Source organism: Sphingomonas epibiotica (assembly GCF_039615155.1).
GTDB lineage: Bacteria > Pseudomonadota > Alphaproteobacteria > Sphingomonadales > Sphingomonadaceae > Sphingomonas.
Genome location: NZ_JBDGHY010000001.1, coordinates 237,435 through 262,858, shown reverse-complemented (window position 1 = coordinate 262,858; position 25,424 = coordinate 237,435). Strand labels below are relative to the sequence as shown.

The following is a 25,424-nucleotide window of genomic DNA, read 5'->3' as shown; positions in this document are numbered from 1 at the left end:
CTAATCAGACGCGCCGTTCGAACGCAACATGGGTCGTCCCGGAGCTACTGCAACCCACGCCGCCTACCGCCCTAAGGAACGACAGCCAGAACCACGCCCCAGAACGGCAACGCCAATAGCGTGCAAAGAATTAGACCGGTCATATTGCGTGGGCGATCGCGCGCGCCATCGAGCATCGGGCGACGCTGACTGATGGTAACCATGATCTGGGCCTCTCCAGTTTCGTTGTACAATCCCAACGAACGAAGGTGGCAACAGTTCGATTTTGGCACAGAAAAAGCCTCAACGATGCATATTATGGCATCGCAACGACTTGCGCTTTCCGATCCTCGACATTTCGGTGGTAGCGAAGGAGGGATTTGAACCCCCGACCCCAGGATTATGATTCCCGTGCTCTAACCAACTGAGCTACTTCGCCCCGCCACTTCCCGTCGGGAGGCGGCCCTATACGAACGGGAATCGCCCTGGTCAAGCGAACATGTGACGAGAAAATGCTTCCCACGGTCCGCCGCGATACCACCAGCTTGCCAAACCAGCGATTTTAACCGGTCGCGGTGAAAAACCGGCCGAAAGGGTCGCCAACAACGCCTTGGCCTCGGCCGGTTCGACCTTGTTCTGGACCGTGACGTGCGGACGCCACCCGCTCCGGTCTTGCGGTACCAGCATCGAAGCAAAGGCGTCGGCCAAGTCGGCACGAATTTCCTCAAGGTCGGGTGACTCGATCCGATAGGCGACGCCGCGCCCGAGGTTCATCAAACCTCCCACCCGGGCGTGCGGGGCCGGCAACCCGCGCGTCACCGCGTTCAACCGTTGCTTCAACTCGGCACCCAGTTCCGGTGCGAGATGGTGGAACATGGTACAATGCGCCGCCAACACATTGCGCTCGGGCGGAAAATAAGCGCGGCGCTGTCGGTCGAACCACACCTGATCCTCGTGCCCGAACAGGGCGGTCACGATGATCGGCGCAGGGCGCTGATGATCGGTCAAATCTCGACCTGACTGCCCAGTTCGACGACGCGGTTCGTCGGCAGGCGGAAAAACTCCATCGCGCTTTCCGAATTCTGCAGCATCCACGCGAACAGCTTCTCGCGCCAGATCATCATGCCCGGACGCGACGACGGCAACAGCGTCTGCCGCGCGAGGAAGAAGCTGGTGTCCATCATCCGGAAGTCACCGCCGCAGCAGCCGACCGCCTTCAGCGCCCCTGGTACGTCCGGATCCTGCATGAAGCCGAATTTCAGGATCATGCGGTGAAAGCCCTGCCCCAGATCCTCGGTCTTCGTTCGCACTTCCGGGTCCACATAGGGCGTATCGGCGATCTTGACGGTCAACAGGATGACGCGGTCGTGTAGCACCTTGTTGTGCTTTAGATTATGCAGCAGTGCGTGCGGCACGCCCTCCGGCGTCGAGGTCATGAACACCGCGGTACCCGGCACGCGGGTCGCCGAACTTGCCGCTGACTGGATGAACACCTTGATGGGCATCGCCGCCTCGCGCATCCGCTCGATCATCAGCTTGCGCCCCTTGGCCCAGGTCGTCAGCAGGACGAACACGACGATGCCGACCAGCAGCGGGAACCAACCGCCATCGGGAACCTTGGTCAGGTTGGACGCGAAATAGGCGCCGTCGATGCACAGGAAGATGGCCATGAAACCCGCGACCGCCGCTACCGGCCAGTTCCACACGCGCTTGATGAGCACCGCGATCATGCAGGTGCTGATGAACATCGTGCCGGTCACGGCGATCCCATAGGCAGCGGCGAGGTTCGACGATTCCTGAAACCCGAAGATCAGCAGCAGCACCATGATGAGGAGCGCCCAGTTCACGGCGGGAATATAGATTTGGCCGGCCGCATCCGCACTGGTATGTTCGATGCGCAGGCGCGGCATTAATCCGAGCTGCACGGCCTGTTGCACAACCGAAAACGCTCCGGTGATGACCGCCTGACTGGCGATGATCGTTGCGAGCGTCGCAAGGATGACTAGCGGTAGCCGGAAATCTTCTGAGGCCATGAAGAAAAACGGGTTTGAAGCCGCATGCGGGTTCTCGAGCAGCAATGCCCCTTGCCCGAGATAGTTCAGCATAAGCGCAGGAAACACGCAGTAGAGCCACGCAATGGAGATCGGCCGCCGTCCGAAATGCCCCATATCGGCGTAGAGCGCCTCCGCGCCGGTGACAGAAAGCACCACCGAGCCAAGCGCCAGAAAAGCGAGGATGCCGTCCTGTGCGAAGAATCGCACCGCCCAGATCGGGTTCAGCGCCTGAACGATCTCAGGTCGTTCGAGGATGTTTAGGATGCCTAGGCCGGTGAGTGTCACGAAATAGGCAATCATTATCGGCCCGAACAGCCGCCCGACTCCTGCCGTCCCGACCGCCTGCAACCAGAACAGCGCGATCATGATGACGACGGCAATCGGAATGACGAACGGGTCGAAGCCGGCATTGACCGTCGCCAGCCCCTCGACCGCCGACAACACCGACACCGCCGGCGTAATCATGCAGTCGCCGAAGAACAGCGCCGTTGCCAGCACCCCCAGAATGACGAGGCTGGACGTCCAGCGACCGCCGCCGGTCTTGCGCTGGATCAGGGCAAGCAACGCGAGGCTGCCGCCCTCTCCGTTATTGTCCGCTCGCATGATGATGAAGACGTATTTCAGCGTCACGATCAGCATCAGCGACCAGAAAACGAGGCTGACGACGCCGAAAATGTTGATCTGATCGACGGCTAGGCGATGGTGCCCGACGAACGTTTCCTTCATCGCGTAAAGCGGCGAGGTGCCGATATCGCCATAGACGATGCCGAGCGCACCAAGCGACAGCTTAGCGAGCGACTGTGCGGGGCCGTGATGGCCCGGCCCCTCCGCGGGAAGATCGGTGGCTTCGCCGGAAGCCTCTCTGGAGAACATCACGGGCGCGGGGACCGCGCCGAAGTGGCAACGAGGTTGGTCATGTCGACCGCGTCCCAATGGTTTGAGCGCGCGCCGTTAGCACGCGCACCATAGCCGCGCAACGTTCGGTGATGGGCCGATCCACCTGCACCTTCGATGAACGGCCCTTTGCAGCGATATCAGATCAGGAGCGCAGCCTGCCGCTATCGATCGCCGAGGGGATCAGCGCCAAATTCTCGATCGCCGCCAGCCCCCATTGCGATGCGGCATTGGTACTAATGCCGGGCCATTCGACGATGCCGCCGGGCAGCGTTCGTCGGGGATCGTCGATCCGAGTGCCCAGCCCCGCCCTGCCCGCAAAAAATTCGGCCGACGCCCGGTTGGCAAGAGTCGCATCGGCTTCGGCCCAAGCCGCGAACGCAGTCAGGCGGGAATGCGCCTCGGCAAGGTTTTCCGATCCCTTGCGCGGTCCGAACCGCGCTTCGAACACGGCACGGGGCACGTTATAGTAGCGGCAATAGTCGAGCCATGCCTGGCGGTAGCGCGGCACGTCGAGCAATTGCAGCAGTTCGGCGTTGATCTCGACCGCACCGAAAACCGCGTTCAGATGCGATATCGACACCGCGTCCCCCGGCCCGGCGAACCGCCCGCTTGCCAGATCATAGGGCGCACTGCCCGCAATCCATCCATTCGTCAGACGGCCGATACTGTCCATGCCCGCTATCAGGCGGTCGCGCCACCGCCGGTCGCCAGTGCGTTCCCACTCGGTCAGCCACGCGGCGGCGAGCGAACACCATACCGTCCCGAACGACATTTCGATCATGCCCGCCGGCAGGGTCGAACGCTCGCCCCCCGGCACCTTCCGGCCGATCTCGACCGTTTCCAACGTCCGATCCGATGTCAGCAGGTCGCGCATCAGGTCGCCAACCCGTTCGTCGGCGGTCAGATAATAATAGATTCGGCGGTAGGTGGCGTTGCTGATTCGGGGTTGTTTGGAACTGTCACTGAAGTGCTGCACGCCGTGGCGGGTGCCCATGCCGCGGAAACGGCCGAGATGGTACACGTCCACCTCCCCCGTATGGCGGGTCATCGCCTCCGCCAGACGATAGGCCTGACCGCCGCCGGTGCGCAGCGCCTGCATCCACAGCCACAAATCGGGCGATAGTTCGCTGTTGGCCCAGGCAAAGCCGCCGATATCGTAGCGCCACTGGTGGCGATCCGAATCATAGCTGTGCATGACGTCGCCATGGTTCCAGAAACCATACCAATGGCGCCGATCGACCTCCCCCGCGTAAAAGTCGACCAGATGCACCAACTGGTCCTCTATCGCGGTCCGGTTGGGCGTCGATCGGTCGGGCAGGCTCCAATGGCCGAACACCCTGGCGGCGTGCAGTCCGGCCGGATCGGCAACCAGTTGCGGCGCGTCGGCAGCAATCACGGCCAGCGCCTGCAACCGCTCCGTCGGCGGGGTCGAGTCGAACGCCCACAGCATCAGTTCGCTGGTGCGGGCGATCCCGGCGGAACTGTCCCAGCTCGGCTCGTAATCCTCGTAGGTTACCGCCAGCCCTTCATTCTGGGCGTCATATCCTTCCATCCCCATCACCCCGCGATAGGATCGCAGGTCCATCGCGCCGGCGCGCGGCGACCATAGCCACAGCGTCAGCCGGGCATCGTCCCCCGTCGCGTTCGTCACGGCGATCTCGCCGGGATGGCGTTGCCAGAACCAACGCGCGCCGATCGCGGCACCGCCCTGCGGCGAACCGACATAGGCGAAGCCGGGTGCGCGACCGCCCTCCCCCGCATCGACCCAGCCATGATCCGCCCCGGTCCGCTTGCGCAGCGTGAAACCCTGTGCCGAGAATTGTGCGAGCGAAAATTCTTCCCATGCCGGGATCCGCTGCAGCAGATCACCGACGGGTTTCCCCATCATCGACGGGGGCGGCGTCGCCCGGCCGTCGATTTGCGCCGCGCGAGTCGCCTCGCCCGGATCGCGCCGCAGCCCGGTCAGTGGTCGCACCGCCTCGACGAGCATCGCCCCGTCATCCAGCGCGATGCGCACATGCCGATCGTGCAGCGGCGCCACCATCGGCACGGCAGTGGTCAACCCGATCCCCGACACGAACCATCGCGCCGGATCGATGTCGTGGACGAAGCTGTGGACGATCCGCAGCCCGTGCGAACCCGCATAGGCATAGAGACGGACGACGAAGGGTAGCGCCCGCTGTTCGCCACCGACATGATAGCCCTCGACCTTCACGACGGCGCGCACCGGTCCGCGTTGCTCCACGGTCACGCGGTCGATACGTCCGTTCAGCGACAGGCGCGGGCCTTCGGGCGAACCCTGCCGCAGTTCGGCGACCAGCGCCGCGTCGCGCAGGACCATACGGTCGCCGCAGGTTGCGCGCCGGATTAGGGCATCGCCGCTGCGGCCGATTTCCCAACGCCGGTCGCCGGTCGCGATGACGATCAGGTCGCCCCGCTCCTCGACCCGCACCGGCGCATCGGGCAGCGATGCCCGACCCGGTCCGACCATGACCGCAGCGCCCGGTGCCATATCGGCCGGAAGCGCATGGGCCGTCCATTTCACGCTGCCATCGGGCCATGTCGCCGTCACCCAGCTCTGGGCGGGCAGCGGTCGGCCGGCATCGTCGCGCACTGCCCAGCGCTGCCGCGCCGGCACCCGTCCACGCGGCCATGCCATGCCGAACGTCTGCCCGGCATGCGCGGCCGGCGACCGGCCCTCGACCCAGTTCGCGCGCCCATCCACTATTCGCCCACGGTCGACGGGAGCGGCGAATGCCGGCAGGCTGCGTAGGCCGGCCGCTAACATGGTCGCACCCATCAGGCCGCGGCGGGTGATCGGCATGGTCGTGTCTCCGATAGTCAGAGCCGGGAAATCGTTACCCGGCGAATGCGCAAATGGCTCTGCGTCGTGCGCAACGCGAACCAGCCGCTGCGATAGGGGGCGGGGTCGGTCATCGCGAACAGCATGCGGCCGTCACGTTCCACTGCGATCCGGCCGCCATCGGCGATCAGCGCGACGCGGGTCCAGCGAGCGGGCTGCAACAATGCGGCCGGATCGGCCCGGTCATGTTCGGCCAGCAGCGGCCGGTCGCCCGGCCGGCCGGTATAGCGCCGCATCCGCGTCGTCGTGTTCCGGTTGCCGCCGATGCCGACGTAATAGGTAGTGAGCGTGTCATACGCCTCGAACCGGCCATTACGCGGTTGGGAGAAAACCGACCGATCGGGAGCCGCCGGGTCGGTCGCCATCCAGAAGGCGTTGAGATCGCTGACCCGATCGTTCGGCCCGCCCGCCGATACCGCCATCGCATCGAAGGCGATACGTACCGGCCCGTCGAGCCGATCGGGATACCACAGGGTAAGCCCGCGCGGCGTGTCGATGTCGATCACGCCGCCGGGAAGGTAACGGACCTGTGCTTGCGGTGATTCCGCCTCGATCGACCATGCGATCGCAGGTATCGGCGGATGAGCACAGCCGGTTAGCGCCACCAGCAACAGCCAGCCGCCCTGACGTACAAGGCGGCCGGCATGGTAGGTCACAGCTTGAACTGCGCACCGACGAAGATGCGGCGACCGTTGTCGGTGAATTCGACCACGCGCGCATCGTCGATATAGGCGCGGGACAGTTCGTTGGTGAGATTCAGCGCTTCGAAGAACAGGCTGTATTGCGGCGTGATACGGAACTGCACCTTCGCATCGACATAGGTTTCCCCGCGCCGGAAGATCGGATTGTTGCTGTTGGTCGCGTCGGCTGCAACGAGAAGATAGTCGCTGCGCTTGTTGTAACTGACGCGTGCGTTCAGCCAATCCTTGTCGTAGAAGACGCTGCCATTGTAAGTATATTTTGACAGGCCCGGGAAAGCGTCGAGCCGTTCCCCCGTTGCCACATTCGTCAACGCGCTATTGAGCGCACGGCTGTAAGTGAAATTGCCGTTCACGCCGAACCCGTCAAACGGTGCCGGCAGGAAGGTGAAGGCGGTCGAGGCGCTGACTTCAAACCCGTCCAGCTTCGCACCGAACCCGTTGGTCGGCTGACGCACGGTGTAGAGCACGCCGTCGCCAAACAGGTTGACTCCCGCACGGACCGATGCCGGCAAGACGAAGCTTTTGATGTCCTTGTAATAATAGCCGATGCTAACGATCGTATCGGCGTTCGGATACCAAGCGGCGTTCAGGTCGTACTGATCGGCGCGGTAGGGCTGCAGCGCTGGATTGCCTGCGGAGCAGGTATCTTCACCGGCGATGGTGTCGGCGACGTCAATGACGCAATTGACGGAAGGCGACAGGTCGCCCGGCCGGGGGCGCGCCAGATTCTTCGCATAGGTTGCCCGGACAAACAGGTTTCGCTGCACCTCCAGCGACAGGTTCACCGCCGGCAGCCAGTCGTGATAGTCGTTGGTCAGCGTGACTTCCTGCACGCCGACCGTTGCAACCTCGATGACCGCCGGAATGCCGGGGACGCCGGTGCCGGGACGGATGCGGCTTTCTCGCCGGGTGTTGCTGCTGGTCGAATCGTCGCGGGTATAGGTGTAGCGCATGCCGGCGTTACCGGTCAATGGCATACCGAAAATGTCGGTCCCGAAATTGAGCTTCAGGTAACCGGCAACGATCTTTTCGTTAATGACGTAGCCGGGAATCTGCGGCAGGCCGTCCGCGAAGCGGACCCGGCTCTGGTTGAAGCCGGACAGGTCATAATAGCGCGACAGGTTGGCGAAATCGAACAACGGCTGGGCAAGCCGGGTCGGGGCGCCCTCGACCGCCGGGATGCCGCCGAACAACGGGGCGCCCCCGGTGACGCCGCCATTGACCTGCAGGAACTGCTGATACTGGGCCGGCGTGAAATAGGTAACGCCCGCGACGGGACCGGTCGCCGGGGGCGAGCCTATGACCGTCGTCAGCGAAACGTTGTTGTTATACTGGAATACCGCCGGTCGGCCGACGATTCCGGCCGCCGGGACCGCAACGACCTGCGGCGAGAGTAGTCGCGCACCGCCAGCATTGTAGGCGACGAGGTCCTGGTTGCGATACTGGCCACCGAATTCGAGACTGCGCAGAAAACCCCAGTCGAGGTCGTAATCGACGTCGAGCTTAAGCTGATCCTCGGCCGAATCATTCTGGCTCGGGCGATATTGCACGCTCGGGCCGCTTTGAACCAGCAACTGTCCATTGGCACCGCGCCGCGTATTATCGCCATAAGCCGCGATGTTCGACGGATCGAAGGCACTGGGGAAACCCAGGATAGGCAGGCCGTCGGCGTTGCGGCGATCGATGCTGATGCCCGACACGCCCGTCGAAATCGCCACGAGGTTGGTTTCGTTGACCCGGTTCCCCTCCGAACGCGATGCGAGGAACGTCATCTTCATCCGGTCCAGTTCCCACTGGAACCCGGACTGATAATAGCGGGTGTTTTCGTCGTAGCTGAAATCGCGGCGCTGCACGCCGACGATGTTGCTGGCACCGCCCGAATTAGCGACGATGCCGTTGCCCGGCGGCGTCCCGGCGTTGAGCGCCGTCGTCCAGCTCGTCAGGATATGACCGTCGGTGGTGACGAACGACTGCGTCGGACGGGGGCGCGACGTGCCCCCCGCGGCGTTCGTCGCCAACGCCGCATCCAGATTGTAGCGGGTGATGTCGGGCGTGCTGTTGACGGTTCCGGCGCTGGTCAGGCCGCCGCCCATGTTGACGGCATAGTTGGTGTCGCGCAGATTCTGGTTGCGGTAGTTCAGCTGAACCTGACCCCAGACCGAGAAATTGTCGGCGAACCGATATTGCGCTTGCAGATCGAGCGATGTGCGGGCGTCGGTGCGCTCCTGATTCCGATAGCGGACCGAACCCGGCGACCAGTCGAAGAACTGGTCCTCGCACGCCAGTCGGTTGGCAGTCGCCGCAGCAGCGGTAGCGCCGGTCGTCCCCGCGCAGCTTTCATAGGTCCCGAAATTGGCATAGGCCGGGTTCGCGATCGTCTTTTCGGTCGAGCGATCGAAGTCGAGATAGCGCTGCCAATTGGTGTTGGCCACGGAATCGCCGCGCGTGTCGACGACACTGTGGGTCACGTTGAACAGCACGCCCAGCCGCCCGTCGAGCAGGTCGGACCGTCCGGCGGTCAGGTTGAAGCGCGGACGCCATTTCTGGGTAAGATTGAGGCGTTGTGCCTCACCCTTGATACTGAACAACGGCTTGGTCAGTTCGAGCGGGCGACGGGTTTCGATGCGGACCGTGCCGCCGATGCCGCCTTCGGTCAGGTCGACCGTATAGCCCTTGTAGACGTCGACCGACTTGACCAGTTCGACCGCCAGTTCGCGGAAATCACCGCTTCGCTCGCCGCCCGGCGACTGTTGGCTGACGCCGTTCACCTCCACACGGTTCAGGTCGGGTTCGACGCCGCGGATCGAGATTTTAGAGCCTTCGCCGAACTCGCGCTGCAACTGCACGCCGGTGACCCGCGCCAGCGCCTCGCCGACATTCTTGTCGGGGAAGCTGGCGATATCCTCCGCGACGATCGAGTCGACGACGGTATCGGCATTCTTCTTTCGGGCGATCGCGGATTGCAGCGACGCCCGGGTGCCGGTGACGAGGATTTCGGCTTCCTGATCGAGCGGATCGGTCGGCGACTGGTTCGCTTCGCCGCCCGATGCGACGACCTGCGCGAAGGCCGGCGCGCTACCCAGCGCGACGATCAGGGCCAAGCCCGACGCGGCGGCGCGCAGCCTGGCTCCACGGATATTGGCGAACGACGTCATGCAAACCCCTCCTCATTTCCGGGACGGCGCGTGGGTGTTCCCCGTCGCCGATCAAAATCGCTTTGCTCGACGTCGGGCCTACCGTGGAACGGACCGCTTGCAAAGCAGAATCTTCGCAATATGATATTTGTGTCCATATGGTGAAACAATATGGACGACAGGAGAGCGGATGATGCGCGGATTGATTCTGGGGATGCTGGCTGCGAGCGTGTCGGCAACCGCCTTCGCCGCACCGAATGCCGCGACGGACGGCCGGCAAGTCGAGCGACTCGATCGGGGACTGGTGGCGGTGCCGGCCAAGGACGGCGGCAATCACATTTCGTGGCGGCTGCTCGTGACCGACCGGCCTGGAACCACGTTCCGCCTGCTGCGCGACGGCAGGGTGATCGCCGCGCGGGTGTCCGGGGCGTCGAGCTTCCACGACCGGACCGGAGCCCCCGCGGCGCGCTATCGGCTCGAGACGATCGGAATACGGGAGCCGGCGGCCACGGCGGCGGTCTGGTCGAACGGATATTGGTCGATCCCGCTCGATCCGCCCGCCGAACGGGTGACGCCCACAGGGGAACGCTATGGCTACACCGCCAACGACGCGAGTGTCGGCGATCTGGATGGCGATGGCCGCTATGAGATCGTGCTGAAGTGGGACCCGACCATTTCGAAGGACAATGCGTTCGGCGGCTATAGCGGCGAAACATTGCTCGACGCCTATACGCTGGAGGGCAAACGGCTGTGGCGGATCGATCTGGGGCGCAACATCCGCTCGGGCGCGCATTATTCGCAATTCATGGTCTATGACTTCGACGGCGACGGGCGCGCGGAGATCATGGTGAAAACCGGTGACGGCACGATCGACGGTACCGGCCGCGTGCTGGGCGATGCCGACGCCGACTGGCGGGCGAAGGACGGCGAATTGCCGCAGGCCGATCGCACCGGTGCGACCACCCTGCCCGACGGGCGCAAGGTCGCACGGATCCAGGGGCGCATCCTGTCGGGGCCGGAATATCTGACCGTGTTCGAAGGAGCAACGGGGCGGGCGCTGGCGACGCAACCCTATGCGCCGCCGCGCGGCAGCGATACGCCGGAGGGGCTGCAGGCACTGTGGGGCGATGGCTATGGCAACCGGTCCGACCGGTTCCTTGCAGGGGTCGCCTTTCTAGACGGTGAGCGGCCGAGCGGGATTTTCGGGCGCGGCTATTATGCGCGGTCGACGGTCGCGGCATGGGACTGGCGCGACGGTAAACTAACGCAGCGTTGGCTGTTCGACAGTTCGGCGCCGGGCAATGCGAAATTCGCCGGACAGGGCAACCACAATCTGTCGGTCGCCGATGTCGATGGCGATGGCCGCGACGAGATAATCTACGGATCGATGGCGATCGACGACGACGGCAAAGGGCTGTGGAGCGCCGGCCTGGGGCATGGCGATACGATGCATCTGGGCGATCTCGACCCGACCCGGCCGGGGCTCGAAAAATTCGGCGTCCATGAAGAGGTACCGCGCAATGGCGGGATCGGATCGGCGATGCTCGACGCTCGGACCGGCGCGATCCTGTGGACGACGCCGGCGACCAAGGACACCGGTCGCGGCCTGTCGGCCGATATCGACCCGCGCTACCCGGGCGAGGAAAACTGGAATTCCAGTACGGCCAACCTCTACACGGCCAAGGGGCAAATCATTCCCGGACCCAAGCCCAAGGTCGCAAATTTCGCAATCTGGTGGGACGGCGATGCGCAGCGTGAGCTGCTCGACCGTAATCGCATCACCAAATGGGACTGGAAGGCGGGGAACGAGATCCCGTTGCTGGTCGCCGAGGGGGCGACGTCGAACAACGGCACCAAATCGACGCCTGCGCTGTCGGCCGATATCCTTGGCGACTGGCGCGAGGAGGTGATCCTGCGCAGCGAGGACAGTCGGGAGTTGCGGATTTATGCCACGCCCTTCCCGACCAAGATCCGGCGCGCGACCCTGATGCATGACCCGATCTATCGCTTGGGCGTCGCTTGGCAGAACACCGCGTATAATCAGCCGCCGCATCCGCTGGTCGCGCCGAAATGATCATGGCGCTGGCGATGCTGCTCGCCGGCCCGGCGACGCCGGTGACCTATCGGCTCGATGAGGCCCGGCCACGCGAGGGCGAGGTGCGGGTCGAGCGCGATCGGCCCTATCGCGACGGCTATGGTTACGAGCCGGGCGGCGGGCGGCGCTTTTCGGTGGCACTGCCCGAGGGCAACTGGCGGGTGACGGTAACACTGGGCGACCGGCGGGTGGCGACGACGACGGTCAAGGCCGAGGCGCGGCGGCTGATGCTCGACCGAGTCGTCACGCGCGCCGGACAACGAGTGACGCGCAGCTTCGTAGTCAATACACGGACGGCGATGCTGGCGCCCCCGCCCGCCAACGCGCCGGGCGGTACGATGGTCCGGCTGAAACCACGCGAGGCGGGCAGTCCGACCTGGGACGATCGCCTGACGCTCGAACTGCTCGGCGATGCGGCGGTAGACACGATCCGGATCGAGCCGGCCGACGTGCCGACCCTGTATCTGGTCGGGGATTCGACGGTTACCGACCAGCCGTCCGAACCGGCGGCGAGTTGGGGCCAGATGCTGCCGGCGTTTCTCGATGGGCAGGTCGCGGTCGCGAACCATGCGGAGTCGGGTGAAACGCTGAAGTCGTTCCTGACCGAATTGCGGCTCGACAAGGTGCTGTCGACGATCGGCAAGGGCGACTGGCTGTTGATCCAGTTCGGGCATAACGACCAGAAAGCGCAGTGGCCGCAAACCTATGTCGAGGCCGGGACGACCTATCGGGCCTATCTGAAGGCCTATATCGCCGAGGCGCGGCGGCGGGGGGCGACGCCGGTGCTGGTGACCAGTCCCGAGCGGCGCAATTTCGACCCAACCGGGCGGATTACGCCGACACTGGGGGACTATCCCGCCGCCGTCCGAGCAGTCGCGGCGGAGGAAGGTGTGGCGGTCATCGACCTGAATGCCGCCAGCATCGCCATCTATGAGGCACTGGGTCCGACGGTCAGTCCGCAGGCGTTCAACGATGGCGGCAAGGACCGGACCCACCACAACAATTATGGCGCGTGGCTGCTGGCGCGGGCGGTGGCGGAGGGTATCCGGACGCTGCCGGGCATGACGGCGCATGTGACCGCCGCGCGGTTCGATCCGGCACGGCCCCCCTTGCCGGCGGTGGTGGCGATCATGCCGAGTGCGGCGCGCAGCGACGTGCGGCCGGACGGCAATTGATCGACCGGCGCACCATGTTGCTGGGGATGCTGGCCCTGCCCTTTTCCGCCCATGCCGCGCGGCGGTTCGATGTGCGACGGTTCGGCGCGGTCGGCGATGGGCGGACGCTCGACACGGCGGCGGTGCAGCGCGCGATCGATGCGGCGCGGGGCGGCGGGACGGTCGTGGTGCCGAAGGGGCGTTATCGGTGCTTTACGTTGCGGCTGGCGAGCGACGTGACGCTGGTGCTGGAGCAGGGCGCGGTGATCGTCGCGGCCGATCCTGCGCGCGATGGCGGGCGATATGCGCTGCCCGAGGATCGCGGCGAGCAGCTATATCAGGATTTCGGGCATAGCCATTGGCATAACAGCCTAATCGTCGGGGACGGTGTGGCGCGGGTCGCGATCCTCGGGCCGGGGATGATCGATGGCGAGGGGCTGACCCGCGACGGGCCGGGGGCGCGGTGGCGCAAGCAGGCGGGGGAGCGGCCGCTGTCTATGCGGCAGATGACGGCGGCGGAGATCGCGGCGCTGGAGCCCGATGCGGCGCGGATGAACGGGCTGGGGAACAAGGCCGTGGCGCTGGTCGAGGCGCGGGATGTCCGGATCGAGGGGATCACGATCGCGCGGGGCGGGCATTTCGCGATCCTTGCGACGGGCTGCCGGGGCATGGTGCTGCGTGACCTGACCATCGATACCAATCGCGACGGGATCGACCTCGACGCCGTGCAGGACGTGTTGGTCGAGCGGTGCCGGGTGAATACGCCCAATGACGATGCCATTGTTTTGAAGAGCAGTTTTGCGCTCGGACGGGTACTGCCCTGTAGCGATGTGACGGTGCGCGACTGTGTCGTGTCGGGCTATGACCCGGATACGCTGATCGACGGGACGCGGGGGCAGACACAGCAACTGGCGCCCGACCGCGACCGGGTGACCGGGCGGATCAAGCTGGGCACCGAGAGCAATGGCGGGTTTCAGCGGATCCGGATCGAGCGGTGCCGGTTCGAGCGGTCGAGGGGACTGGCGCTGGAGACGGTCGACGGGGGAGTGATCGAGGACGTGGTGGTCCGCGACCTGACCATGGCCGAGGTGACCACCGCGCCGCTGTTCCTGCGGATCGGCGATCGGCGGCGGGGGCCGGCTGGGACCGGGGTGGGCGCAATCCGGGGGGTCGTGGTCGAAGGGCTGCAGGCGACGGGCATCGACCATCGGTTCGCGGCGACGCTGGCGGGGTTGCCGGGGCACCGGATCGAGGACGTAACCCTGCGCGATATAAGCCTTTCCTTCTCGGGCGGGGGCATGCCGATGGCGATGCCGCCGGAGCTGGCCGATGCCTATCCCGAGCCGAGCATGTTCGGGCCGACGCCGGCATGGGGGCTGTGGTGTCGGCATGTGCGGGGGCTGACGGTCGAGGGGCTGAACCTCAACACGAAGGGCGATGGCCGGGCGGCGATCCGTTTGGACGATGTCGCGGGAGCGAAGGTGACGAAGGTTACACGTAGCGATTGACCCACGGCCGCGACCATTCTATTATTTGAATATAACGTTCACATAGTGAACATACAGGAGGGGCAGATGACGCGGCAGGCGTTTCGGATGCAGTTGAAGCCGGGCATGGCCGCCGAATATCGTGCGCGTCACGACGCGATCTGGCCCGAATTGTCGGCGCTGCTGCGCGAGGCGGGGATTTCCGATTACTGGATCTTCCTCGACGAAGAGACGGGTGCGCTGTTCGCGACGCTGGAATTGGCCGAGCAGAATCAGCGCGATACCCTGCCCCAACATCCGGTCATGCAGCGCTGGTGGGAGTCGATGGCGCCACTGATGGAGACGCAGGCCGACCACCGGCCGCTCGAATGGCCGCTCACCCCCATGTTCCACATGGCATGACCCGGATGCTGCGTAGCCTGTTCCTGTGTGGCGTTGCCGCGTCGATGTTGACGCCGGCGGTCGCCCAGACCGCGAAACCGACCGCCAATCTGGCCGCGCCGGTCAAGAAATTCGGGCGTGTGTCGTATGATGCGCGCTCGCTGATGATCGATGGCAAGCGGCTCACCATCTGGTCGGCCGAGGTCCATGCGTTCCGCCTGCCCTCCCCCGATCTGTGGCGCGACGTGCTGCAGAAGATGAAGGCAAGCGGGTTCAACACCGTCGCCTTCTATTTCGACTGGGGGTTCCATAGCCCCAAACGCGGTGTGTATGATTTCAAGGGCATTCGCGACATCGACCGGCTGCTCGACATGGCGGCCGAAGAGGGCCTGTACGTCATCACACGCGCCGGGCCGTATGTGAATGCCGAGCTGACGCGCGGCGGCTTTCCGGGATGGTTGCAGAACCAGCGAGCGCGGGCGCGGACCGACGATCCCGACTATCTTGCCGCCGCCGACGAATGGCTCAGCCAGATCAACCCGATCATTGCCCGCCACCAGATCAACAACGGCAAGGGTACCGTGATCCTGCACCAGATCGAGAACGAACTGGCGCTGACCACCCCGGCACAGGGGCGGTATATGGACCACCTCTATGCCAAGGCGCGGGCGGACGGGATCACCGTGCCGCTGTTCCACAATGATCAGGGGCGCAACGGATATTGGGTGCCGCGCGGATCGAACGTGGCGAAGACGGTCGAGGGATCGCCCGACCTGTATGCGTTCGATGGTTATCCGGGCGGTACCTGCACGGTCGGCGGCAAGGTGACGCGCGGGAGCGCCGCGCCCGACTGGGGTTTTTATGGTCCCGGCGGGGCGAAGGGTGGTGCGTCGGCCAGCCCCAACACGCCGGGGTTTGCGGCGGAATTCGGCGGCGGCTGGTTCGATTATTGGGGATCGAACGGCGGGTATGAGTGCAATGCGCGTCAGCGCGGCAAGCGGTTCCAGCGAGTATTTTACGGCACCAACCTTGCCAACGGCATCGCCATCCAGAGCTTCTATATGGGGTTCGGTGGCACAAGCTGGGGGTGGCTGCCGGCGCCGGTGGTCTTCACCAGCTATGATTATGGCGCGGCGTTCAGCGAGACGCGCGAGGTGCGCGAGAAGGCCGAGGAGCTGAAGGCGCTGGCCGGCATGATCGCGGCCGTGCCCGACCTGGCGGGGATGGTGCCGGCGGGCCCGGTGACGATCTCTTCGCCGAACATCCAGGTCTATCACAACAAGTCGCCGGAGACCGACGCCCGCTTCCTGCTGGTCACGCACAATCCGTCGAACAAGGCGAGCGACGACCGCTTCACCATCACCGCCGACCTGCCCGACGGGCGCTATGCGTTCCCCGAGATGCGGCTGAACGGCTTCGATGCGAAGTGGTTGGTCGCCGGCGTCAATCTGGGCGGGCAGCGGCTGGTCTATGCGACGTCGGAATTGCAGTCACACCTGCGGATCGATGGCGGCGACGTGCTGCTGCTGTACGGGCGAGCGCAGGAAGCGGGGACGACGGTGCTGCGCTATGCCAGCGCGCCGACCGTGCGGGTGATCGCCGGGGAGGTGCAGTCGTCGTTCGATGCGGCAAAGGGCGATTTGCGGCTCGATTACACGCATGGCAGCCTAGCGCGGGTGCAGGTGTCGGACGGCGGACGGCCGCCGATGACGCTGCTGATCGGCGATGAGGCCGAGGTCGCGACATTCTGGAAAACCGGCGACGTGCTGGTGCGCGGGCCGGCGCTGGTGCGATCCGCCAAGGGCGGTTCGACGCTGGCGCTGACCGGCGATACCAAGGAGCCGACGCCGCTGGAGGTCTGGGCGCCGAAGCGGGTGCGGTCGGTGACGTGGAACGGCGCGCGGGTCGCGATCGGTTCGGGTAGCGCCGGCAGTCTGGTGGCGCGCGCAGCCCTGGCCGGCCCGGCGGCGGTGACCCTGCCGGTGCTGGCCGAATGGCGGATGGCGCCGGGATCGCCCGAGGCGGAGCCGGGGTTCGACGATGCGTCGTGGCAGGCGATCGACAATCGCGCCTATGCCAGTATCACCGCGCGGCCCGATGGGCAGCCGAACATGCTGATGGACGCGTACGGCTTTCACGATGGCGATGTGTGGTATCGCGGACGCTTCAACGGCACGGCGGATGCCGAGCGGCTGCGGCTCTACTACGGCGCCGGCGGGTCGGGGATGGTGCAGGTCTTTCTCGACGGGAAGTTGATCGGGCAGGACGAATTGCCCGCCGGACTGCCGCGGCCGATCACGACCGGCACGGCGACGATCGCGTTGCCGGACGCGGCGCGGAAGCCGGGCGAGCATGTGCTGTCGGTGATGCTGCGCAACAACGGGCATAATTGGGATCTCGACGCCGACGATTTCCACAAGGAAGCGCGCGGGATCGTGTCGGCTTCGGTCGAGAAGCAGGCGGGCCAGTCCTTCGCGGTGCCGGTCGCGTGGAAGATACAGGGGCGGCAGGGCGGCGAGGATATCGTCGATCCGGTCCGCGGGGTGGCCAACAATGGCGGGCAATATGGCGAGCGAATGGGCTGGCACCTGCCCGGCTTCGACGATGCGCGCTGGGCGAAGGTGTCGTTGCCGGCGACCTCCGCTCCGGCAGGGACCAGCTGGTATCGCACCAGCTTCGACCTGAACGTGCCCAAGGGGCAGGATGCGACGATCGGGGTGTCGTTCGGCGATGCCGCCGTACCGCGCTCGCCCGTCGATTACCGGGTGCTGGTGTTCGTCAATGGCTGGCATATGGGGCAATTCATCGCCCATGTCGGGCCGCAACGGACCTTCGTCGTGCCCGAAGGCATCTTGAACCATCGCGGGCGCAACGTGCTGTCGCTGGCGGTGACCAGCGATGGTGCGCCGGGTAATGCGCTGGAGGCCGTCAGGCTGGTGACGATGCGCAACGTTCGCGGCGGGGTGCCGGTGCGGATGGTCGATGCGCCGGCGGTGTTGGCGGCGGCGAAGTGACCGACGTCTTTCCTTCGTACCCCTGCGCAGGCGGGGGGCCAGAGCCGCAAGCGACACGCTTGTGGCCCTAGGCTCCCGCCTGCGCGGGAGCACAGCAAATTCTAGAATGAACAACCTTCACCCGGAGCAAATATGGCTGCGCTGACCCACGACATTCCCCGCCAACAGGTGACCGACGCCATCACGCTGCTGATGGACAATCTGGTCAATATCAAGGACGAGACGGGCGAGTTCCTGCTCCATCTCGACGACGGGCGGATCATCGACACCAAGGGCTGGGCCGGGTGGGAATGGACGCATGGGGTCGGCCTGTTCGGGATGTGGCGCTATTACGAGCAGACCGGCGACAAGGCCGCGCTGGCGATCATCAAGCAATGGTTCGAGGATCGCTTCGCGGAAGGGACCCCGACCAAGAACATCAACACCGTCGCGCCGTTCATCACGCTTGCCTATCTCTACGAGCATGAGCCGGACCCGCGCTATATCCCGTATCTGGATACATGGGCGGAATGGCTGATGGCGCCCGACGGCCTGCCCAAGACCGAGGAGGGCGGGTTCCAGCATATCGTCTATAACGATGAGAATCCGGGCGAGATGTGGGACGACACGCTGATGATGAGCGTGTTGCCGCTGGCCAAGATCGGTCTGTTGCTGAACCGCCCGCACTATGTCGAGGAGGCGAAGCGCCAGTTCCTTGTCCATATCAAATATCTGTTCGATAAGAAGACCGGGCTGTGGTTCCACGGCTGGGATTTCAACGGGCGGCATAACTTTGCCGAGGCGCTGTGGGCGCGTGGCAATTGCTGGGTCACGATCGCTATTCCGGAGATCATCGAAATTCTGGATTTGCCGCAGGGCGATGCGCTGCGCATGTTCCTGATCGATACGCTGGCGGCGCAGGTGAAAACGCTGGCGGAGACGCAGGACGAGAGCGGGTTGTGGCATACGCTGATCGTCGATCCGACCAGCTATCTGGAAGCGTCGGCGGCGGCGGGGTTTGCGTACGGCATCCTCAAGGCGGTGCGGAAGGGGTATCTGCCGCGTGCGTATGAGGCGGTCGGGATCAAGGCGGTGCGAGGCGTGCTGGCCAACATCGACGAGACCGGCGAACTAAAGCAGGTGAGTTTCGGGACTGCGATGGGGGATACGCAGCAATTCTATAAGGATATCGCGCTGACCTCGATGCCCTATGGGCAGAGCCTTGCGGTGTGTGCGCTCGCGGAGTTCTTGCGGACCTATATTTGAGGGTTGGCCGGGAACCCTACCCATTCCGTACCCCCGCGGAGGCGGGGGTCCAGGGTCACGGGCGGTGCGCTGTGTGGCTCTGGATCCCCGCCTTCGCGGGGATACGGTTTGAGCAGGTCACCCCTACCCCACACAAACGACGTACCCCGGCGGAGGCCGGGGTCCAGTTGGGAAGGCCTGCGCAAAATGCGGCCAGCGTCACCCAACTGGACCCCGGCCTTCGCCGGGGTACGGTCGTCTCAGAGGTTAGCGATCAGCCCGCCAGCAACGCCTTGATCGCGTCGATCGCCTCGGCACCCTTCGATCCGTCCGGGCCGCCGCCCTGCGCCATGTCGGGACGGCCGCCGCCGCCCTGCCCGCCCAGTGCCGCGACCGCCGCCTTGACGAGGTCGACGGCGCTTATCCGGCCGACAAGGTCGCTCGACACGCCGACGCCGACCGAGGCGCGGCCGTCATTGACCGCCACCAGCGCGACCACGCCCGAGGGAACGCGCGCACGGGCTTCGTCGATCGTGCCGCGTAGTGCCTTTGCCTCGAGGCCGTCGATAACCTGGCCGAGGAAAGCGATGTCGCCGACCTGTTCGGGACCGGCGGGCGCGGCACCGGCACCGCCACCCATGGCCAGCGCCTTCTTGGCCTCGGCCAGTTCGCGCTCGAGACGGCGGCGGTCCTCGACGAGCTGCGCGACGCGCGCGGGGACTTCGTCGGGGGTCGCCTTCAGCGCGGCGGCGGCTTCGCGGAGCTTCGCGTCGCGGTTGCCGAGCCATTGCCGTGCGGCCTCGCCGGTCAGCGCCTCGACGCGGCGGACGCCCGACGACACCGCGCCTTCGGACACGATCTTGAACAGGCCGATCTCGCCCAGCGCGCCAACATGGGTGCCGCCGCACAGTTCGATCGAATAGGTCCCCTCCGCATCCTGCCCCATCGACACGACGCGGACTTCGTCGCCATATTTCTCACCGAACAGCGCCATCGCGCCCATCGCGATCGCGTCGTCGGGGGTCATCAGCCGGGTGGTGACGACGCCGTTGCCACGGACCTGCGCGTTGACGTCGGCCTCGACCAGCGCCAGCGCATCCGCCGCGATCGGCGAGGGCTGCGAGAAGTCGAAGCGCAGGCGTTCGGGCGCGACCATCGATCCCTTCTGCGCGACATGGGTGCCGAGCCGTTCGCGCAGCGCCTCGTGCAACAGATGCGTCGCCGAATGGTTGGCGCGGATCTGGGCGCGGCGGGCGGTGTCGATGGTCAGCGCGACGCTGTCGCCGACCTTCAGGCTGCCGGCGTCGATCGTCGCGACATGGGCGTGGAGCTTGCCCAACTGCTTGGCGGTGTCGGTGACGGTCGCCTTGAACCCCGCATCGGTGGTCATGGTGCCGGCATCGCCGACCTGCCCGCCGCTTTCGGCGTAGAAGGGCGTCTGGTTGGTCAGGACCAGTACCTCGTCGCCGGCTTCCGCCGATTCGACGCGGGTGCCGTCCTTGACGATCGCGACGACCTGTCCCTCGCCCGCTTCGACCGAATAGCCGATGAACTCCGTCGGGCCAGCGGTTTCGAGGACGTCGAACCAGATGTCGTCCGACGCCTTGGCGCCCGAGCCCTTCCATGCGGCACGGGCGGCGCGCTTCTGTTCGGCCATCGCCGCGTCGAAGCCGGCGCGGTCGACGCCATAGCCTTGGGCGCGCAATGCGTCCTCGGTCAGGTCATAGGGGAAGCCATAGGTGTCGTAGAGCTTGAACGCGGTTTCGCCGGCGAGCGTCGCGCCGTCGGCGAACCCGGCAGTCGCTTCGTCGAGGAGCTTAAGCCCCTTGTCGAGCGTGCGGCGGAACTGGGTTTCTTCCTGCTGCAACGTCGCTTCGATCAGCGGCTGCGCGCGGACCAGTTCGGGGTACGCAGCGCCCATTTCGGACACGAGCGAACCGACCAGCCGGTGCATCAGCGGGTCCTTGGCACCCAGAAGATGCGCGTGGCGCATCGCGCGACGCATGATGCGGCGAAGCACATAGCCGCGCCCTTCATTGGCCGGCAGCACGCCGTCGGCGACGAGGAAGCCCGAGGCGCGCAGGTGATCGGCGATGACGCGGTGGCTGGCCTGGATCGGCCCTTCGGCGCGCGTCCCGGTCAGTTCGCACGACGCGGCGATTAGCGCCTTGAAGGTATCGGTGTCGTAATTGTCCGACACGCCCTGCATCACCGCAGCGATGCGTTCGAGCCCCATGCCGGTGTCGATCGACTTCTTGGGCAGTTCGCCGACGATCTCGTTCGCGTCCTGCTCGAACTGCATGAACACGAGGTTCCAAATCTCGACGAAGCGGTCACCGTCCTCGTCGGGCGAACCGGGAGGGCCGCCGGGGATATGGTCGCCATGATCGTAGAAGATTTCCGAGCACGGGCCGCACGGGCCGCTGTCGCCCATCGCCCAGAAATTGTCTTTGGTCGGGATGCGGATGATCTTGTGATCGGGCAGCCCGGCGATCTTCTTCCACAGGCCGAACGCTTCGTCGTCGGTGTGGTAGACGGTCGCGGTCAGCTTGTCCGCCGGCAGCCCCCAATCGCGGGTCAGCAGCGTCCAGGCGTTCAGAATCGCCTGTTCCTTGAAATAATCGCCGAACGAGAAATTGCCGAGCATTTCGAAGAAGGTGTGATGCCGCGCGGTGTAGCCGACATTGTCGAGGTCGTTATGCTTGCCGCCGGCGCGCACGCACTTCTGCGACGACGTCGCCGTCACATAAGGCCGCGTTTCGAGGCCGGTGAACACGTTCTTGAACGGCACCATGCCCGCATTGACGAACATCAGCGTCGGATCGTTCTGCGGAACGAGCGGGGCGGAGGCGACGCGGGCGTGGCCCGCCTTCTCGAAAAAGTCGAGGAACGAGCGGCGGACATCATTGGTCGAGGTCATTGCGGCTCGATACGCAGGCACGCGCGACTTGCCAAGCTGCGACAAGCACAGGGGTTGACCCGGACGAAACATTCCCGTCCTTTCCCGCGCAAACGATCAGGGACTACGCATGGCCAAGCGGCTTACGACTTTCATTCTCATCGCCCTTGTCGCGGGCCTCGTGCTTGGATGGGCGCTGAACGCTGGGCTGGACGATGGCGGCGGCGCCGGCAGCGCGACGTTGAAGAACATCGCCTATTACTTGTCCGCGGTGACGACCGTGTTCCTGCGGCTCATCAAGATGATCATCGCGCCGCTCGTCTTTTCGACGCTGGTCGTCGGTATCGCGCATATGGGCGACAGTTCGTCGCTGGGCCGGGTCGGGCTGCGGTCGTTCGGCTGGTTCGTGATGGCGAGCTTCATCTCGCTGATGCTGGGGCTGGTGCTGGTCAATCTGTTGCAGCCGGGCGTCGGCCTTGGCCTGCCGGTCCCGCCGGTCACCGCCGCGACCGGCGTCGACAAGCCGGCGTTCGATTTCGTCAAGTTCGTCGGCCATATCTTCCCGGCGTCGGGCATCGAGGCGATGGCGACCAACGAGATTTTGCAGATCGTCATCTTCTCGCTGTTCATCGGCGTCGCGCTGACGGCGGTCGGCGACAAGGGCAAGCCGCTGGTCCGCGCGCTCGAGGGGCTGGTTGCGGTGATGCTGCAGGTCACCGACTATGTCATGCGCTTCGCGCCGTTCGCGGTGTTCGCGGCGGTGACGGCGACGCTGGCCGAGCGCGGACCGGGGATCATCGGCGACCTCGCTTACTTCATGGGCAGCTTCTATCTGGGCCTCGCCACGCTGTGGACGGTGCTGATCGGCATCGCCTTTGCGATCATCGGCCCGCGCGTGAAGATGCTGCTGCGCTATCTACGCGATCCGATCCTGCTCGGCTTTTCGACCGCGTCGTCGGAAGCGGCCTACCCGCGAACATTGGAAGCGCTCGACCGGTTCGGGGTACCGCCGCGCATCGCCAGTTTCGTGCTGCCGCTCGGCTATTCGTTCAACCTCGACGGGTCGATGATGTACATGACGTTCGCGTCGATCTTCATCGCGCAGGCGTACGGCATCGACCTGAGCTGGGGACAGATGTTCCTGATGCTGCTGGTGCTGATGGTCACGTCGAAGGGGATTGCCGGCGTGCCGCGCGCCAGCCTGGTGGTGATCGCCGCCACGCTTGGCATGTTCAATATCCCGGAGGCAGGGCTGCTGCTGATCCTCGCCATCGATCACTTCCTCGACATGGGGCGTACCGCGACCAATGTCGTCGGCAACGCGATCGCAGCCAGCGTAATCGCCAAGTGGGAGGGCGGGTTCGACGCGCCCGAATCGCCGGTGATCGAGCCGCTGCCGACGCCGTCGGGGCATCCGCGTACCGACGTCCCCGACAGTTTCCGTGACATGGGCGAGCCGAAATAATGGAGAGCCGCGAGGCCGACCACCCCGCCCCGCCCGCCAGCGGCCCGACCTATGGCAGCTATCTCCGGCTCGACCGGCTGCTGACGTCGCAGGAGCCGCTGTCGGACACGCATGACGAATTGCTGTTCATCGTCATCCATCAGGCGTCCGAATTGTGGATCAAGCTTTGCCTGCACGAGCTGGAGGCGGCACGGCAGGCGCTGATCGCCGACCGGCCGGGCAGCGCGTTCAAGATGATGGCGCGCGTCGCCCGCGTGCAGCAACAGCTTATCCAGAGCTGGGAGGTGCTGGCGACGATCACCCCGGCCGATTACACGGCGATGCGCGGCAAGCTGGGCGGGAGTTCGGGGTTCCAGTCGGTCCAGTATCGGCTGCTCGAATATATGCTGGGTGCGAAGAAGTCGGGGATGCTGGTGGCGCATGACGGCGACGCCGATGCGCAAACGGCGCTGACCGAGGCGCTGTCGCGGACAAGCCTGTATGATGAAGCGCTGCGGATGCTGGCGCGGCGGGGGTTCGACATTCCGGCGGACCGGCTGGAACGCGATTTCTCGCAACCCTATGTGGCGTCGCCTGCGGTCGAGGCGGCGTGGCAGGCGGTGTATCGCGACCCCGATCGCTGGTGGGATTTGTACGAGCTGGCCGAAAAGCTGGTCGACCTCGAATATCGCGTCCAGTTGTGGCGGTTCGGGCATCTGAAGACGATCGAGCGGATCATCGGTTTCAAGCGCGGCACCGGCGGGACGGCGGGCGTCCCCTATCTGGCGAAGGTGATCGACGAAGTGTTCTTCCCCGAACTGCTGGCCGTGCGGGTGGCGTTGTGAAGTCGCTGGTCGAGGCCGAGGCGCTCGATGCCGCCGATCCGTTGCGCAGCTTTCGCGATCGGTTCGCGTTGCCGAAGGGGGTGATCTATCTCGACGGCAATTCGCTGGGTGCGCTGCCGAAATCGACGCCGACGCGGTTGCAGGCGGTGGCGGTCGAGGAATGGGGTCAGGGGCTGATCCGCAGTTGGAACTCGCATGACTGGGTCGGCGCGGGCCGGCGTGTTGGGGCGAAGATCGCACCGTTCATCGGGGCGGAGCCGCATGAGGTGGTGGTCGCCGATTCGACCTCTGCCAATCTTTACAAGCTGCTGATCGCGGCGGTGAAGGCGCAAGGGCAACGGCGGACGATCCTGTCGGAGCCGGGCAATTTTCCGACCGATTTGTATATGGCCGATGGCGCGGCGTGGAGCGTCGGCGATGCGCGCGTGAAGACCGTGCGGGTGGCGGACATCGTCGATGCGATCGACGACGATGTCGCGGTCGTGCTGCTCACCCATGTCCATTACAAGAGCGGAGCGATGCTCGACATGGCGGCGATCACCGCCGCCGCGCAGGCGAAGGGGGCGCTCGTGCTATGGGATTTGAGCCATAGCGTCGGGGCGGTGCCGGTCGACCTCAATGGCTGCAATGCCGATCTCGCGGTCGGGTGCGGCTATAAATATCTGAATGGTGGCCCCGGTGCGCCGGCATTCCTGTATGTCGCCGAGCGGCATCAGGCGGTGTTGCGATCGCCGCTGTCGGGATGGTTCGGCCATGCTGCGCCGTTCGATTTCGGCGACGATTATGCGCCGGCGGGCGATATCGGGCGGTTTCAGTGCGGGACGCCGCCGATCCTCGGCATCGCTGCGCTTGAGGAAGGGATCGCCCAGTTCGATGGCGTCAATCGTGCGGCGCTGTTTGCCAAGGGGCGGGCGCTAGGGGATGCGTGCATCGCGCTGATGGGCGAATATTGTCCCGAAATGGAACTGGTGTCGCCGCATGATGCTGGGTCGCGTGGCAGCCATGTCTCGTTCCGGCATCCACACGCCTATGCGATCTGTCAGGCGCTGATCGATCGCGGAGTGATCGGCGATTTTCGCGCGCCCGACGTGCTGCGACTGGGCTTCGCGCCGCTCTATGTCGGCTTTGCCGATCTGTGGCGGGCGGTGGAGGTGCTAACCGAACTGCTGCGCGACGGCAGTTGGGACGCTCCGCACTATCATGCGCGCAACGCGGTGACCTGACGGAACGAATTGAGAACGCGGCGGTTGGTG

Annotated in this window: 15 protein-coding genes and 1 tRNA gene; 9 read left to right on the top strand and 7 right to left on the bottom strand. The window is 65.2% G+C overall.

Annotation, left to right across the window (positions count from 1 at the left end; all coding sequences use genetic code 11):
* Nucleotides 1-341 precede the first annotated feature (341 nt).
* From AAIO73_RS01250 to AAIO73_RS01225, 6 genes are all read right to left on the bottom strand, one after another.
* Nucleotides 342-418: transfer RNA gene (locus AAIO73_RS01250), tRNA-Met, on the bottom strand.
* A gap of 50 nt (nucleotides 419-468) precedes the next feature.
* Nucleotides 469-987, bottom strand: coding sequence for a 2'-5' RNA ligase family protein (locus tag AAIO73_RS01245; protein WP_345875661.1), 519 nt, complete (start codon nucleotides 985-987; stop codon nucleotides 469-471).
* Nucleotides 984-2,906, bottom strand: coding sequence for a potassium transporter Kup (locus AAIO73_RS01240; RefSeq protein ID WP_345876309.1), 1,923 nt, complete (start codon nucleotides 2,904-2,906; stop codon nucleotides 984-986). The genes AAIO73_RS01245 and AAIO73_RS01240 overlap by 4 nt, the downstream gene beginning before the upstream one ends.
* Nucleotides 2,907-3,072: 166 nt before the next feature.
* Nucleotides 3,073-5,754, bottom strand: coding sequence for an exo-rhamnogalacturonan lyase family protein (locus tag AAIO73_RS01235; protein WP_345875660.1), 2,682 nt, complete (start codon nucleotides 5,752-5,754; stop codon nucleotides 3,073-3,075).
* A gap of 17 nt (nucleotides 5,755-5,771) precedes the next feature.
* Entirely contained in the window at nucleotides 5,772-6,449 is a 678-nt protein-coding gene (locus tag AAIO73_RS01230) for a DUF6250 domain-containing protein (protein ID WP_345875659.1), read from the bottom strand.
* Nucleotides 6,446-9,649: a TonB-dependent receptor gene (locus AAIO73_RS01225; protein WP_345875658.1), complete on the bottom strand. Its 3,204-nt coding sequence runs from the start codon at nucleotides 9,647-9,649 to the stop codon at nucleotides 6,446-6,448. The genes AAIO73_RS01230 and AAIO73_RS01225 overlap by 4 nt, the downstream gene beginning before the upstream one ends.
* A gap of 169 nt (nucleotides 9,650-9,818) precedes the next feature.
* On the opposite strand from AAIO73_RS01225, the gene AAIO73_RS01220 reads away from it, so the two are divergent.
* The 6 genes from AAIO73_RS01220 (at nucleotide 9,819) to bglB (ending at nucleotide 19,004) form a co-directional block, all read left to right on the top strand.
* Nucleotides 9,819-11,702: a rhamnogalacturonan lyase gene (locus AAIO73_RS01220; RefSeq protein WP_526023742.1), complete on the top strand. Its 1,884-nt coding sequence runs from the start codon at nucleotides 9,819-9,821 to the stop codon at nucleotides 11,700-11,702.
* A 2-nt stretch (nucleotides 11,703-11,704) separates the two neighbouring features.
* Complete coding sequence (locus AAIO73_RS01215; protein WP_526023754.1) at nucleotides 11,705-12,898, top strand: rhamnogalacturonan acetylesterase; 1,194 nt, start codon at nucleotides 11,705-11,707, stop codon at nucleotides 12,896-12,898.
* Nucleotides 12,895-14,385: a rhamnogalacturonidase gene (locus tag AAIO73_RS01210; RefSeq protein WP_526023741.1), complete on the top strand. Its 1,491-nt coding sequence runs from the start codon at nucleotides 12,895-12,897 to the stop codon at nucleotides 14,383-14,385. Before AAIO73_RS01215 ends, AAIO73_RS01210 begins: the two co-directional genes overlap by 4 nt.
* A gap of 66 nt (nucleotides 14,386-14,451) precedes the next feature.
* Nucleotides 14,452-14,766 carry an L-rhamnose mutarotase gene (locus tag AAIO73_RS01205; protein ID WP_345875656.1) on the top strand — a complete coding sequence of 105 codons (315 nt, stop codon included), beginning with the start codon at nucleotides 14,452-14,454 and terminating at the stop codon, nucleotides 14,764-14,766.
* On the top strand, nucleotides 14,763-17,759 hold the full coding sequence (locus AAIO73_RS01200) for a beta-galactosidase (protein ID WP_526023740.1): 2,997 nt from the start codon (nucleotides 14,763-14,765) through the stop codon (nucleotides 17,757-17,759). The genes AAIO73_RS01205 and AAIO73_RS01200 overlap by 4 nt, the downstream gene beginning before the upstream one ends.
* A 132-nt stretch (nucleotides 17,760-17,891) precedes the next feature.
* Nucleotides 17,892-19,004: a beta-galactosidase BglB gene (gene bglB, locus AAIO73_RS01195; RefSeq protein WP_345875655.1), complete on the top strand. Its 1,113-nt coding sequence runs from the start codon at nucleotides 17,892-17,894 to the stop codon at nucleotides 19,002-19,004.
* A gap of 253 nt (nucleotides 19,005-19,257) precedes the next feature.
* Here the strand turns inward: bglB and alaS are convergent, their stop codons facing one another.
* Nucleotides 19,258-21,903 carry an alanine--tRNA ligase gene (gene alaS, locus AAIO73_RS01190; protein ID WP_345875654.1) on the bottom strand — a complete coding sequence of 882 codons (2,646 nt, stop codon included), beginning with the start codon at nucleotides 21,901-21,903 and terminating at the stop codon, nucleotides 19,258-19,260.
* 109 nt (nucleotides 21,904-22,012) lie between these two features.
* On the opposite strand from alaS, the gene AAIO73_RS01185 reads away from it, so the two are divergent.
* Genes AAIO73_RS01185 through kynU form a run of 3 tightly spaced genes read left to right on the top strand, consistent with a single transcriptional unit; the run spans nucleotide 22,013 to nucleotide 25,394 of the window.
* Nucleotides 22,013-23,347, top strand: a complete 1,335-nt coding sequence (locus AAIO73_RS01185) for a dicarboxylate/amino acid:cation symporter (RefSeq protein WP_345875653.1) — start codon at nucleotides 22,013-22,015, stop codon at nucleotides 23,345-23,347.
* Nucleotides 23,347-24,171 carry a tryptophan 2,3-dioxygenase gene (locus AAIO73_RS01180; RefSeq protein WP_345875652.1) on the top strand — a complete coding sequence of 275 codons (825 nt, stop codon included), beginning with the start codon at nucleotides 23,347-23,349 and terminating at the stop codon, nucleotides 24,169-24,171. The genes AAIO73_RS01185 and AAIO73_RS01180 overlap by 1 nt, the downstream gene beginning before the upstream one ends.
* On the top strand, nucleotides 24,168-25,394 hold the full coding sequence (kynU, locus tag AAIO73_RS01175; protein WP_345875651.1) for a kynureninase: 1,227 nt from the start codon (nucleotides 24,168-24,170) through the stop codon (nucleotides 25,392-25,394). Before AAIO73_RS01180 ends, kynU begins: the two co-directional genes overlap by 4 nt.
* Nucleotides 25,395-25,424: the final 30 nt, after the last annotated feature.

Coding starts and splice junctions, on each gene's coding strand:
- bglB (WP_345875655.1), top strand. CDS start 17,892: ATGGCTGCGCTGACCCACGACATTCCCCGCCAACAGGTGACCGACGCC.
- AAIO73_RS01205 (WP_345875656.1), top strand. CDS start 14,452: ATGACGCGGCAGGCGTTTCGGATGCAGTTGAAGCCGGGCATGGCCGCC.
- AAIO73_RS01235 (WP_345875660.1), bottom strand. CDS start 5,754: ATGCCGATCACCCGCCGCGGCCTGATGGGTGCGACCATGTTAGCGGCC.
- AAIO73_RS01240 (WP_345876309.1), bottom strand. CDS start 2,906: ATGTTCTCCAGAGAGGCTTCCGGCGAAGCCACCGATCTTCCCGCGGAG.
- alaS (WP_345875654.1), bottom strand. CDS start 21,903: ATGACCTCGACCAATGATGTCCGCCGCTCGTTCCTCGACTTTTTCGAG.
- AAIO73_RS01225 (WP_345875658.1), bottom strand. CDS start 9,649: ATGACGTCGTTCGCCAATATCCGTGGAGCCAGGCTGCGCGCCGCCGCG.
- AAIO73_RS01180 (WP_345875652.1), top strand. CDS start 23,347: ATGGAGAGCCGCGAGGCCGACCACCCCGCCCCGCCCGCCAGCGGCCCG.
- AAIO73_RS01200 (WP_526023740.1), top strand. CDS start 14,763: ATGACCCGGATGCTGCGTAGCCTGTTCCTGTGTGGCGTTGCCGCGTCG.
- AAIO73_RS01185 (WP_345875653.1), top strand. CDS start 22,013: ATGGCCAAGCGGCTTACGACTTTCATTCTCATCGCCCTTGTCGCGGGC.
- AAIO73_RS01220 (WP_526023742.1), top strand. CDS start 9,819: ATGATGCGCGGATTGATTCTGGGGATGCTGGCTGCGAGCGTGTCGGCA.
- AAIO73_RS01215 (WP_526023754.1), top strand. CDS start 11,705: ATGGCGCTGGCGATGCTGCTCGCCGGCCCGGCGACGCCGGTGACCTAT.